This is a genomic window from Ochrobactrum sp. AN78, from assembly GCF_029909885.1.
GTDB lineage: Bacteria > Pseudomonadota > Alphaproteobacteria > Rhizobiales > Rhizobiaceae > Brucella > Brucella quorumnocens.
In genome coordinates, this window is record NZ_JASAMU010000004.1 from 40,314 (window position 1) to 52,549 (window position 12,236).

Consider the following 12,236-nt stretch of genomic DNA (forward strand, 5'->3'; position numbering starts at 1 on the left):
GATCGACCATGGCCGACAATGAAACGCAAAAGCCTTCCGACGACAGCGTAAGCGGATTGATCGATACACTCTCCGGTCCGCAAAAAGCGGCTGCTATCCTTGTCGCCATTGGCCGTCCATCCGCATCACGTCTCCTCAAGCATTTCAATGCGGACGATTTGCGCAAGCTTGCCGGTCATGCCCGAACGCTTGAACCCATTTCGCCGCTTGATTTCGAACATCTTGTAAAGCAGTTCGAAGACTCCTTTGCCGAAGGTGCGCCTGTGTCGGAAGCAGCCCAGCGCTTCGAAGGTCTTCTGCGCGAAGCACTGCCGCAAGACGAAGCTGATGCCGTGTTTGAAGAGCGCGTTCAACCGCAGCTTGTTCAGGAATCCGTCTGGGCAGGGCTTGCAAGATTGCCGATAGAAGGGCTGCAAGCCTATCTCGCTGATCAGCACCCGCAGATCATTGCCTATATCGTTTCCAAGCTTCCGTCGGACCTCGCAGCACGCATTTTTGTAGGGTTGCCTCCACAGCTACGCAGTGCCGTGGTGCAGCGTTCCTTGCACATCGGCAATGTCGCCCCTGCTGCCGCTGATCTTCTTGAAGATGTGCTTCGTCGTGACCTTCTGGGACGCAGTGACTCCGGTCCGGTCAAAGCCCATCACGGCCAGATCGCCAACATCTTCAACCAGCTCGACCGGCAGGAAATGGAAGAGCTTATGGCGAGCCTCAAAGATCTCAGCCAGGACGACATTTCCCGCATCAAGGCCAAGCTCTTCAACTTTGAGGATATCGAACGTCTGTCGCAGCGTGCCCGTCTTCTGCTCTTCGATGAAGTACAGACCGAGCAGATCGCAACGGCTTTGCGTGGCGCAGACGCGGCCCTCCAGGAAACAGTGCTTTCGTCGCTTTCCACGCGCGGACGCCGCATGGTAGAGAGCGAACTGGCTGCCGAACAGGGCAACATCACCAGCCAGAACATCGCAGACGCACGGCGAGCTGTCGCTCGTATTGCGATTGATCTGTCGGAGCGCGGAATCATCACGCTCGATTCAGGCGAAGACACGGAATAAGCCCCTGCCTCTTTTCCTGAAAATTCTCTAACTCTTTGTTTTCACGCATGTCTTCCAAAACTGCTTTCCGCTTTTGGAAGACATGCACTAAGAACGCGTGTGACACATGTCCGATGATACCGACAAAGAGAGTAAAACAGAGGACGCCAGCGAGAAGAAAATCCGCGACGCTCTCGATAAGGGCAATATGCCCTTTTCCCGCGAAACGCCCATTCTTGCAGGTATCGCGTCCTTTCTCGTCATCGCTGTCTTTGTTGCAGCTCCGGCGACGACAAAACTCACCGTATTCTTGCGTGAGTTGATGGATCGTCCAGAGGATTGGACTCTCAACAGCGCAGAGGATGCAAGCCATCTGTTTGGCATTCTTGGACTGTCAGTCGGTATGGCGCTCGTTCCGATCTTCATCATTATTCCACTGGCGGGCATCGCAGCTTCGGCTTTTCAGAACGCACCACGCATGGTCGGAGAGCGTATCCGTCCCCAGGCGTCCCGGATATCGCTGATGAAAGGCTGGCAGCGTATTTTCGGGCGTTCAGGTCAGGTGGAGTTTCTGAAGTCGCTGGCGAAATTCATCGCTGCCAGCATTATTGTCTTCTTCGTCTTCTTCAAGAGCAACAATCTTTTCACCGATGCCGTTGCGACCGATCCGAGCGCGTTGCCAGAATTCCTGCGTGAAAATCTGGTCAGGCTTCTGGTTGCCAATGTGCTGGCAATTGCAGCTATTGCTGCTTTCGATCTCGCTTGGTCGCGCATTCACTGGAAGCAGGAATTGCGCATGACCAAGCAGGAAGTAAAAGATGAACACAAGCAATCAGAAGGCGATCCGCTTGTAAAAGCGCGTCAGCGCTCTCTTGGACGTGATCGCGCGCGCCGCCGCATGATCAACGCCGTACCAACGGCAACGCTTATTGTCGCAAATCCGACCCATTTCTCTGTAGCACTACGCTATCGGCCCAATGAGGATGCAGCTCCAATTGTTGTTGCGAAGGGACAAGATCTGATCGCTCTGAAAATAAGAGAAGTCGCTGCCGCAAATTCGATCCCGGTTTTCGAGGATGTACAATTGGCACGCGCGCTCTATAAACAGGTGAATGTCGACCAGATGATCGCTCCTGAATTCTATAAGGCTGTCGCTGAACTCGTCCGTGTCATCAATGCTCGACATGCATTACATTGATAGGTTTTGAGATGACTTTAGGATATTCTAATATATTATATCCCTGTTCTTCCGGATCGGCGGTGGCAAGATGAAGAGCCTGCAATTCTCTAACGAACGCGAGGCAATCATTGCCGAAAACATTCGCGAAGTCGTCGCTGAACTTCGGCTGGTTGATCCAGCTGACTATATTGCTTTCATCCGCTGCGAATTGTTCGCCAACATTGCAGATATCGTCCACTCGGCAACTGAGCTGCATTTTTTCCCCGGCACGCTCGAACTTGGGCATGGCGGTGAGTTTCACTGTGACTGGTTCACAAATCCGTCCATCGTTCTCGACATGGAGTTTCGCAATAAGGGCGTCTACGCTTATTTCCGCCTGACACTGTCGGGGAAAACGGCAAGCGTTGAACTGAGCCACATTGTATTTGAGAACCCGGACGACGATCCGGCACAGAATACGACCCGCCTGATCGATGCGATCGACAATGCACGCCTACCTATGCGGAAGACTGCTTGAAGCATTTCCAGCAAAAGTAGGAACCGGTTTTGCGTTGGGAAATGTGTAAAAACAAATAGTTACAGCGGTTCCAACGATTCAATATTAACTGGAACCGCTGTAATCCAGAATAACGTCTCTGGTGATGAAAAGTTACACCGGAAGCTTCACGCATCCGGTGTAATGGTAGTTTTTCATGTAAGCGCGGCATCACATTAAATGCTGAACTTCCGGCATTTCAATGATGCCCAGAGAGAGCGCAGTCGCCACTGCGGAAGTACGATTGGAACAATTGAGCTTGATCTTCGCGTTCTGAAGATAGGTTACGACCGTCCAGCGAGCGATGCTGAGAATTTCAGCGATTTCTCCGTCCGTCTTGCCATTGGCCGCCCAGCGCAAGCAATCAACTTCACGTGGTGTCAGAAGAGATGCTGCTGATTTCGTATTATCACAACCGCACAGCGTGTTATGAATAATACCAGAAACGCTCAACAGACGCGGGCGCATCTTAAGAAGAAATTCTTCCGGCGTAGCTTGGTCGCCAAGCTCAAAGCAGAAAAGTGTGCAGCCAACAGCCCCCTTCGGATTGCGTGCCGAGACCGCTATAAATGTATTTCCCAGCCCATGTTTCTCAGCATCCTGCAGCATGTCGGCGATATCGGGGCATGCTGCAGCATCTTCCTTGAGATCGCGAACGATTCCGCTGGAATCATTTCGATAATAGGGAGCGTCATCCTGAAAGACAGGATCAATTATGAAGTAATTCTTCGCTGAATATCGGGTCGCCCAGCTCGAAGGAAAAGTCATCACCACAGTAAGATCGGAAGAATTTGCCTTTGTACAATCTCCCATGCGCCCGCGATATGTGTGCATAATATACTTGCACCCAATCTCGTCACGGATACGCGTTAGAAGCGCAAGTGTGTCGCCCTGGAACGAGGTGCCAAAGAAGGTCTTCTTAAAATTCGGAAAATGAATCAAGTCGAGAGTCATTGCATAATATCCTTGGTAATAAAGGAAAAAAGGGCTTCATCTGGTGCCACCAAAATACCAGTGGCGAATCGACTCCTTCGGGCCTTCAATCACTTATAAGTCACATAAAAAATGGGTCGTGTTGCAACCCGCAATAAATTGATTGCTATGTATTACACACAAGAACGGTGCCTAAATATGGCTCCCGCAAATGAAAACTACGTTACCGACAGGATAATGTGTGTTTAATCCTTCACTCAAAGGGCGGATGTACTATTTTGAAACATCCGGGCTTCGTTTGCCATAAGCCCTGAAGAAAAAGTCGAGAGCAGACTCGACATTTTTAACAATTGTCTGCTGTGAGGGTGGCTCACTCAATACGCCAAAAAGGCGGGGCCGATAGAGGCCGGAGAGAAAAAGATCCGAAAGCTGATAAGCTTTTTCCAGCGGATCAAACGGCTCCAGTTCGCCTGACTGGATCATTTTGGAAAGATAATCTGCCATGATTAAGTGGCTGCGCTTAGGACCACGTTCATAAAAGCGCGCCGACAATTCAGGCTTGCGTTCACTGACACCCAGAATGATGCGCTGCGCACGAATTGCGGTCGTCGAAGTGATAAGCGTAACCAGAGTAACGCCAAAGTCAGCAAGCTCTTCGCGGGTCGAGAAGCCTTTGTCGATTTTAGCGACCATCTTGCTGAAAGTCGTCATTCGATAATGTTCGCACAAGGCGACGAACAGATCTTCTTTGCTATTGAAGTAAACGTAAATCGTTCCCTTGGAGACACCCGCTTCCCGCGTGATGTCGTTCATGCTCGCAGCGTCAAATCCCATCCGCAGAAATACATTTTGCGCACCCTCAAGAATCTGCTGGCGCTTTATTGGATCTTGACCTGCAGCGAGGCGCGTACGTCCGCCTTCCACATCGGGTTCGACCGCAAAGGCGCCGACCTCATCGCTATCCAAGGCAGCTGCAGCGCTCTGTTCTATGCGGTGTTCACGATTCATTGTACAAAACTCATAATTTTCTCGAACCAAACGGTTCGATGTCACTTGATATGGTCAACTTATTGCTCTAAGTCAACATCGAACCAAGCGGTTCGTTGAAGCGGTTATACAGAAAGTTTCCAAATGTCCGCCCATAAGTCTGTTGATACGGCTGATATCCGTCCATTCCCGACCCCTACGGCTCAGGGAGAACAGTCCAGAGTGAATGCAGAACCCATGGGCGAACGGCCAGCACCGCAAACAGCCCCGGATACTGCTGCTCCTGGCGCCACACCTGATACCGCAAAAGGCGGCAAGAAAAAGGGCATTGGTAAGCGCGTTGTGCTGCCGGTCGTTCTCATTGCTGCCGTCGCTGGTGGACTTTGGTACGGTTACAACTGGTGGACTGTTGGCCGTTTCATGGTTTCAACGGACGACGCTTACGTGCAGGGTGACATTGCGTCTATCGCACCAAAAGTCACCGGCTATATTGAAAGCATCCCAGTCGTGGCCAACCAGCATATCAAAGCTGGTGATGTGATCTTCCAGCTTGATGCCGGAGATTACCAGATTGCGCTCGACGATGCGGAAGCCAAGCTCGACACCCAGAAGCAGACCCTTGCACGTATCAACGCGCAGATCGATGCCTCAAAGGCGACGTTGCAGCAGGCGCAGGCAGACGAACAGGCCTCGCAGGCTGTTCTGAAGAATGCCGAAAGCACTATGGTCCGCATTCAAAAGCTCCATGATACGCGCTTCTCCGCGCAGTCCGAACTCGACAACGCGCAGTCGTCGCTCGATCAGGCGAAGGCAAAGCTTGCTGGTTCGAATGCGCAGATCGCTTCGGCCAATGCCAATATCGAAGTGCTGAACGCACAGTATAAAGAGCAGGAAAGCACCATTCGTTCGCTGGAGCTCGCCCGCGACAAGGCTGCCCGCGATCTCAGCTTTACGACACTGCGCGCACCTTTCGATGGTGTTGTTGGTAATCTTTCCGGCAAGAAGGGCGACCTCGTTTCGCCCGGACAGAAGATCGCAGCGCTCGTTCCTGTGAATGCACTCTATATTGATGCCAACTTCAAGGAAACGCAGCTCGGCCACATCAAAACTGGCGAAACAGCACGTATCTATGTCGATGCCATCGACGGCCCTTACTTTGAAGGCAAGGTCGCATCCGTAGCCCCTGCATCGGGTGCCGTGTTCTCGCTGTTGCCGCCTGAAAATGCCACCGGCAACTTCACGAAGATCGTTCAGCGTGTTCCGGTTCGTATCACGATCCCTCAGGACGCGCTCGATTCTGGCAAGATCCGCGCCGGTCTCAGCGTAACGGTTGACGTGGACACACGCACCGCACCTGAAGACAAGGCCAACTGACACGCGCGACAAAGCTTTTGGGAGCGCATTCCAAAAGCGTGAACGCTGATCACTAGAACATGCGGCGGCGCGGCCGACAGCTTTCGCGCCGCCTTCCTCTTCCCTTTCGGAGTGCGCCGTCATGGCTGCAAACACCACAATGGGGCCCATGGCTCCTGCAGATGATCGCATCGATCCCAAGAAAGCGATTGCCTTTCTTGCGATGGTGTTCGGCATGTTCATGGCCATTCTGGATATTCAGATTGTGTCCGCATCGCTGTCTGAAATTCAGGCAGGCCTCAGCGCCAGCTCTGACGAAATCTCCTGGGTTCAGACATCCTATCTGATTGCGGAAGTCATCATGATCCCGCTGTCAGGCTTCCTCGGACGCCTTGTCTCAACCCGCGTTCTGTTCACGGTATCCGCTGCTGGTTTTACGCTTGCCTCCATGCTCTGCGCGACCGCGACTAATATTGATCAGATGATCGTCTATCGCGCCATTCAGGGTTTCATCGGCGGCGGTATGATCCCAAGCGTGTTTGCAGCCGCCTTCACGATCTTCCCGCCCTCCAAGCGCTCCATCGTTTCGCCGATGATTGGCCTTGTCGCAACACTTGCGCCAACAATCGGACCGACAATCGGCGGTTATCTCAGCCACGCTTTTTCCTGGCACTGGCTGTTTCTGGTCAATGTCGGCCCGGGCATTCTGGTAACAATCGCTGCATGGAACCTCATCGATTTCGACGAAGGCGACAGCTCACTCCTGAGCAAATTCGACTGGTGGGGCCTCGCAGGTATGGCAGCGTTTCTCGGCTCGATGGAGTATGTTCTGGAAGAAGGCCCTCGCAATGACTGGCTGCAGGATGAAGCGATTTTCATTCTGAGCGGCGTAATGGTTGTAGGCGGTATTCTCTTCTTCTTCAGAGCCTTCACAGCCGAAGAACCCATTGTAGATTTAAGAGCCTTTAAAAACGTCAACTTTGCCTTTGGCTCGCTGTTCTCATTCGTAATGGGTGTCGGCCTCTATGGCCTTACTTATCTTTATCCGCTTTATCTCAGCCAAATACGTGGCTACGACGCCCTGATGATCGGTGAAGCGTTGTTCGTCAGCGGCCTTGCCATGTTCTTCACGGCCCCCCTTGCCGGTTTCCTGTCCACGCGCATGGACCCGCGCTTGATGATGATGATCGGCTTCCTGGGCTTTGCGGCTGGGACGTGGATGGTCACCGGGCTTACAGCGGACTGGGACTTCTACGAGCTGCTGATTCCACAGATTTTGCGTGGCTGTTCGCTCATGCTTTGCATGGTCCCTATCAACAACCTTGCGCTTGGCACGTTGCCCCCTTCTCTCATGAAGAATGCCTCCGGCCTGTTCAATCTCACGCGAAATCTCGGCGGCGCTGTCGGTCTGGCTGTCATCAACACGATCCTGATGCGCCGCAACGATATGCATTATGAACGGCTGGCCGAACATGTTCGCTGGGGCAATGCCGAAGCCGAACAGATGCTCGCCAACCTGACTGCCAAGTACAATGCGGCTGGGATGGATGGCGCAACTGTCGCCATTGCCAAAATGTCAGGCATGGTGCGCCAACAATCAACATTGATGTCATTCATCGATGTGTTCTTCATCCTGACGATGATGTTCTGTACACTCGCAGTCTGTGCCGTGCTGTTGCGCAAACCAAAACAAGCAGCCGGAGGCGGTGGCGGCGGGCACTAGAATAGAGCAAGCAAGCAACAAGATTCGGTTTCAAACGAAACCGAATCTGCTTCGTCAGTATTTCATAAATTTTCGTTTAAATTGTTCCTGCGTGCACTTTGCCGCGCGCAGGCAAACTCCTGTCGTTTTGGGAAAAGCGTCTTTTTAAATTGTGACAGTGACGAAACCTTTGTCATATTTATTGTCATAAAAATGCAGTTAACCCTTATGGATCAATTGCTAAGTCCCTGAAAACGTGTTTCACTTTCTGTCGTTGACAATTTGTGACAATAAGCAAACTGTCATCCAACCGTCATCTAGGGCGGCTATCGGGAGTGCGCGAACACTGGAATCGACCGGGAGCGTTCGCCCGACTTTAACAGGGGAGTCAAACAATGCTTGCATTTACTGCGCGCCTGCTGTCGCTATCGACAGCAATCGCCGTTGGCGGGGTTTCTATTGCAGCTGCTGAACCATCGGCCGAACTGATCGCTGCGGCGAAGGCCGAGGGCGAACTGACCACCATCGCTCTTCCGCATGATTGGTGCGGTTATGGCGAAATCATCAAGAGCTTCAAAGACAAGTATGGCCTCAAGGTCAACGAACTGAATCCAGATGCGGGTTCGGGCGACGAAATCGAAGCCATCAAGGCCAACAAGGACAATAAGGGCCCACAGGCTCCTGACGTGATCGACGTCGGCTTTGCCTTCGGCACCACCGCCAAGAAAGACGGCCTGATCCAGCCATACAAGGTTGCAACCTGGGACGAAATTCCAGATAGCGCCAAGGATGCTGAAGGCTACTGGTATGGCGATTATTACGGCGTTCTCGCTTTCGAAGTGAACAAGGACATCGTCAAGGACGTCCCACAGGATTGGGAAGATCTGCTCAAGAGCGATTATGCCAATTCGGTTGCACTCGCCGGTGATCCACGCGTTTCCGCGCAGGCCATTCTCGGCGTTCACGCTGCAGGTATCGCACGCGGCGCGGAGCCCGGTGTAGAAGCTGGCAAGAAGGGCCTTGAATTCTACAAGGAACTCAATGCCAACGGTAACTTCGTTCCTGTTATCGGCAAGGCTGCTTCGCTCGCACAGGGCTCGACCCCAATCGTTATCCGTTGGGATTATAACGCTCTCGCAGACCGCGATACGCTCAAGGGCAACCCGGAAATCGAAACCGTGATTCCGAAGAGCGGCGTCATTGCCGGCGTTTACGTTCAGGCGATCAGCGCATACGCACCGCATCCAAACGCTGCAAAGCTCTGGATGGAGCACATCTATTCGGATGAAGGCCAGCTCGGCTATCTGAAGGGCTACTGCCATCCGATCCGCTTCAACGCGATGGCTAAGGCTGGCAAGATCCCACAGGATCTGCTCGACAAGCTGCCACCGGCAGATTCCTATGAAAAGGCTATCTTCCCAACCTTGGAACAGATTGAAGCCGCTCAGGAAGAAATCACCAAGAACTGGGATAGCGTCGTCGGCGCCAACGTTCAGTAAGCGATTTCATCTCGCCCTGTTTATGCCTGCGACGACCAGAAATGGTCGTCGCAGTGTTTCCTGAACAGTCAGGCATTATGCAGCGAATTTAAGCTGTTAGAGCAACCTTCATATGCCCGTTAGGGTTCACGGTGCTCTGATAGAATCTTAGCCGACAGAGATACTTCGTCTTTTAATTTCACGCGTAGTCACATCCGAAAACCTGTATGCTTTCGGGATTATGCTCTAAAGAAAGAACGCATGAGTTCATCAGCCGAAACAACCGCACCAATCAGCGGGGTGCGTAAGCGTCAATTGCCACTATCGTGGATTGGCGTCGCGCCTTTCTTTCTGTTTGCCATTCTCTTCCTGTTATGGCCGACGATGTATCTGATCATCGGCGCCTTTCAGGACCCAAATGGCAATTTCACGCTGCAGAATGTCCGTGATCTTTTCCAGCCTCAGATTATGAGTGCCTATTGGATTTCGATCAAAGTAAGCCTCGCCTCCGCCCTTGGCGGTGCGCTGATTGGCTTCTTTCTGGCTTGGGCCGTAGTGCTGGGCAATCTGCCGCGCTGGCTACGTCCGACCGTACTGACCTTCTCAGGCGTTGCATCCAATTTCGCTGGCGTTCCGCTGGCCTTTGCCTTTCTGGCCACGCTCGGACGCACCGGCTTTGTGACTATCCTGCTGCGCGAATGGTTCGGCTTCAATCTTTATTCGACAGGCTTTAATCTCCTAAGCTTCTTCGGCCTGACAATCACCTATCTGTTCTTCCAGATCCCGTTGATGGTGCTGATTCTGACACCAGCACTCGACGGTCTTAAAAAGGAATGGCGCGAGGCATCTTCGATCCTGGGTGCCACCAATCTACAATATTGGCGCATGGTTGCATTCCCGATCCTCTGGCCGAGCCTTCTCGGCACAACCTTGCTTCTGTTCGCCAATGCCTTCGGTGCGATTGCGACCGCCTATGCACTGACCGGTTCTTCGCTCAACATCGTTCCGATCCTGCTCTATGCGCAGATTCGAGGCGACGTTCTGCATAACCAGAACCTTGGGTACGCGCTGGCGCTCGGCATGATCGTTATAACCGGGCTTTCCAACCTCCTTTACATCTGGCTGCGTATGCGCGCCGAAAGGTGGCAGCGATGAAAAAGGCATTCAACGCTCAGAAGATCGGTGCGTGGATCGCTTTCCTTATCGGCGCGATCTACTTCCTGGTCCCACTGATTGGCACCTTCGAGTTTTCTCTGCGCATGCGTCGCGGCGAGTATTCATTTGATGCGTATCGGGTTGTTTTCAGCGATCCGAATTTCCAGGCAACCTTTGGTTATTCGATTCTGCTCGGCGTTCTGACGATCATATTCGGTGTGCTGCTGGTGGTACCGACAGCCTATTGGGTGCGTTTGCGTCTGCCGCACTTACGGCCAGTGATTGAGTTCATCACCTTGATGCCGCTTGTGATTCCGGCCATCGTCATCGTGTTCGGTTACTTGCGCATCTATAATTCATCATCATGGTTGCCGTTCACCTCGTCGACGCGTGCAACTGATCTGTTGCTTATGTTCGGCTATATGACCTTGTCGCTGCCTTACATGTATCGCGCTGTTGATACTGCCATGCGCACGATTGATGTCCGCACACTCACCGAAGCAGCACAGAGCCTTGGCGCTGGCTGGGGACGGATCATGTTCAAGGTGATTTTCCCGAATGTCATGTCGGGTGTTATGAGCGGTGCGTTCATTACCTTTGCCATTGTCATTGGCGAATTCACGCTTGCATCGCTGCTCAATCGTCCAGCTTTCGGCCCGTATCTGCAGCTTGTGGGCGCCAATCGCGCTTATGAGCCGTCCGCGCTGGCGATCATTTCGTTTGGCATTACGTGGGTCAGCATCATCATGCTGCAGCTCGTATCTCGCCTCAACAAATTCAAGACAACCGCCGGGTAACATTCATGGCTTTTCTTAATCTCAAGCACCTGAAAAAGAGCTTCGGCGCCAATACCGTCGTCCACGATTTCAATCTTGCCGTCGAAAAAGGTGAGTTCGTTTCCTTTCTCGGGCCTTCGGGCTGTGGCAAGACAACCGTTCTGCGTATGATCGCAGGCTTTGAAACAACGGATAGCGGTGCGATTGAAATCGACGGCAAGGATGTTGTCGACCTCAAGCCCAATCAGCGCAATATCGGCATGGTTTTTCAGGCCTATGCGCTCTTCCCGAATATGACTGTTGCACAGAACGTCGCCTTCGGTCTTCGTGTTTCTGGCAAGTCAAAAGCTGAAATCGATGCCACAGTTCAGGAAATGCTGAGCCTCATCCGGCTTGAGCATCTTGCGGACCGCTATCCCTATCAGATGTCTGGTGGTCAGCAGCAGCGTGTGGCACTGGCGCGTGCGCTCGCAACCAAGCCGCAAGTGCTTCTGCTTGATGAGCCGCTTTCAGCGCTCGACGCGAAAATCCGTATTTCACTGCGTCAGGAAATCCGTGCGATCCAGCAGAAGCTGGGCATCACGACTGTCTTCGTGACACATGATCAGGAAGAAGCACTGTCGATCTCCGACCGCATTGTCGTCATGCATGAAGGTCGGGCGGATCAGATCGGCACTCCGTTTGATATCTATAACCGTCCTGCCTCGCGCTTTGTTGCGTCCTTCGTCGGCACACTCAACATGCTCGAAGCATCCGTCAACGAACCGGGACAAAACAGCATCGATCTTGATGGTCGCACAATCAAAGTTAACGACGAACTCGGTCATCATGCTAAGGGCAAGCAGATCACGCTGGCTCTGCGCCCGGAAGCTGTCAGCCTCGAAGCACGCAAGAGCCACGATACCTCGCTCGATGCAACCATCGAAGATGTGCATTTCCTTGGCTCGGTTATTCGTACGCGCGTAGCACTTGGCAAGAACCAGCTGTCATTCGACACGTTCAACGATCCAACACAGCCACCGCCGCAGCGCGGCGACAAAGTGACGGTGCATTTTGCATCGCATGATCTGCTCGTTCTGGCTGATTAGTCGATAAAAAGTAAT

At 52.7% G+C, this 12,236-nt stretch carries 11 protein-coding genes; 9 read left to right on the forward strand and 2 right to left on the reverse strand.

What is annotated here, in order from left to right; translation table 11 throughout:
- Window positions 1–8 precede the first annotated feature (8 nt).
- The 3 genes from QBD00_RS09555 to QBD00_RS09565 all read left to right on the forward strand — a co-directional run bounded on the left by QBD00_RS09555 (window position 9) and on the right by QBD00_RS09565 (window position 2,731).
- Complete coding sequence (locus QBD00_RS09555; RefSeq protein ID WP_151092956.1) at window positions 9–1,055, forward strand: flagellar motor switch protein FliG; 1,047 nt, start codon at window positions 9–11, stop codon at window positions 1,053–1,055.
- Between the two features lie 106 nt (window positions 1,056–1,161).
- A complete protein-coding gene (flhB, locus tag QBD00_RS09560) occupies window positions 1,162–2,232 on the forward strand; it encodes a flagellar type III secretion system protein FlhB (RefSeq protein ID WP_151092958.1) in 1,071 nt (356 codons plus the stop codon).
- 70 nt (window positions 2,233–2,302) lie between these two features.
- Entirely contained in the window at window positions 2,303–2,731 is a 429-nt protein-coding gene (locus QBD00_RS09565) for a hypothetical protein (protein ID WP_264231984.1), read from the forward strand.
- 189 nt (window positions 2,732–2,920) lie between these two features.
- Here the strand turns inward: QBD00_RS09565 and QBD00_RS09570 are convergent, their stop codons facing one another.
- Both QBD00_RS09570 and QBD00_RS09575 read right to left on the reverse strand, forming a co-directional pair.
- Window positions 2,921–3,703, reverse strand: coding sequence for a LuxR family transcriptional regulator (locus QBD00_RS09570; RefSeq protein ID WP_318579312.1), 783 nt, complete (start codon window positions 3,701–3,703; stop codon window positions 2,921–2,923).
- A gap of 252 nt (window positions 3,704–3,955) precedes the next feature.
- Window positions 3,956–4,690 (reverse strand): TetR/AcrR family transcriptional regulator, encoded by a 735-nt coding sequence (locus QBD00_RS09575; RefSeq protein WP_151092964.1) that lies wholly within the window; start codon window positions 4,688–4,690, stop codon window positions 3,956–3,958.
- 123 nt (window positions 4,691–4,813) lie between these two features.
- Here QBD00_RS09575 and QBD00_RS09580 point away from each other — a divergent pair, with 123 nt between their 5' ends.
- From QBD00_RS09580 to QBD00_RS09605, 6 genes are all read left to right on the forward strand, one after another.
- On the forward strand, window positions 4,814–6,043 hold the full coding sequence (locus tag QBD00_RS09580) for an HlyD family secretion protein (protein ID WP_151092966.1): 1,230 nt from the start codon (window positions 4,814–4,816) through the stop codon (window positions 6,041–6,043).
- A 121-nt stretch (window positions 6,044–6,164) separates the two neighbouring features.
- A complete protein-coding gene (locus tag QBD00_RS09585; RefSeq protein WP_151092968.1) occupies window positions 6,165–7,745 on the forward strand; it encodes a DHA2 family efflux MFS transporter permease subunit in 1,581 nt (526 codons plus the stop codon).
- A 374-nt stretch (window positions 7,746–8,119) separates the two neighbouring features.
- Window positions 8,120–9,223 (forward strand): ABC transporter substrate-binding protein, encoded by a 1,104-nt coding sequence (locus tag QBD00_RS09590; RefSeq protein ID WP_191792958.1) that lies wholly within the window; start codon window positions 8,120–8,122, stop codon window positions 9,221–9,223.
- A 240-nt stretch (window positions 9,224–9,463) separates the two neighbouring features.
- Window positions 9,464–10,357 (forward strand): ABC transporter permease, encoded by an 894-nt coding sequence (locus tag QBD00_RS09595; protein ID WP_151092972.1) that lies wholly within the window; start codon window positions 9,464–9,466, stop codon window positions 10,355–10,357.
- Window positions 10,354–11,154, forward strand: coding sequence for an ABC transporter permease (locus QBD00_RS09600; protein WP_151092974.1), 801 nt, complete (start codon window positions 10,354–10,356; stop codon window positions 11,152–11,154). The genes QBD00_RS09595 and QBD00_RS09600 overlap by 4 nt, the downstream gene beginning before the upstream one ends.
- 5 nt (window positions 11,155–11,159) lie before the next feature.
- Window positions 11,160–12,221, forward strand: coding sequence for an ABC transporter ATP-binding protein (locus QBD00_RS09605; protein ID WP_151092976.1), 1,062 nt, complete (start codon window positions 11,160–11,162; stop codon window positions 12,219–12,221).
- Window positions 12,222–12,236 lie beyond the last annotated feature (15 nt).

Bases quoted from the DNA above. Each gene is read 5' to 3' on its own strand.
- QBD00_RS09565 (WP_264231984.1), top strand. From the start codon at position 2,303: ATGAAGAGCCTGCAATTCTCTAACGAACGCGAGGCAATCATTGCCGAA.
- QBD00_RS09585 (WP_151092968.1), top strand. From the start codon at position 6,165: ATGGCTGCAAACACCACAATGGGGCCCATGGCTCCTGCAGATGATCGC.
- QBD00_RS09590 (WP_191792958.1), top strand. From the start codon at position 8,120: ATGCTTGCATTTACTGCGCGCCTGCTGTCGCTATCGACAGCAATCGCC.
- QBD00_RS09605 (WP_151092976.1), top strand. From the start codon at position 11,160: ATGGCTTTTCTTAATCTCAAGCACCTGAAAAAGAGCTTCGGCGCCAAT.
- QBD00_RS09600 (WP_151092974.1), top strand. From the start codon at position 10,354: ATGAAAAAGGCATTCAACGCTCAGAAGATCGGTGCGTGGATCGCTTTC.
- flhB (WP_151092958.1), top strand. From the start codon at position 1,162: ATGTCCGATGATACCGACAAAGAGAGTAAAACAGAGGACGCCAGCGAG.
- QBD00_RS09570 (WP_318579312.1), bottom strand. From the start codon at position 3,703: ATGACTCTCGACTTGATTCATTTTCCGAATTTTAAGAAGACCTTCTTT.
- QBD00_RS09575 (WP_151092964.1), bottom strand. From the start codon at position 4,690: ATGAATCGTGAACACCGCATAGAACAGAGCGCTGCAGCTGCCTTGGAT.
- QBD00_RS09555 (WP_151092956.1), top strand. From the start codon at position 9: ATGGCCGACAATGAAACGCAAAAGCCTTCCGACGACAGCGTAAGCGGA.
- QBD00_RS09595 (WP_151092972.1), top strand. From the start codon at position 9,464: ATGAGTTCATCAGCCGAAACAACCGCACCAATCAGCGGGGTGCGTAAG.
- QBD00_RS09580 (WP_151092966.1), top strand. From the start codon at position 4,814: ATGTCCGCCCATAAGTCTGTTGATACGGCTGATATCCGTCCATTCCCG.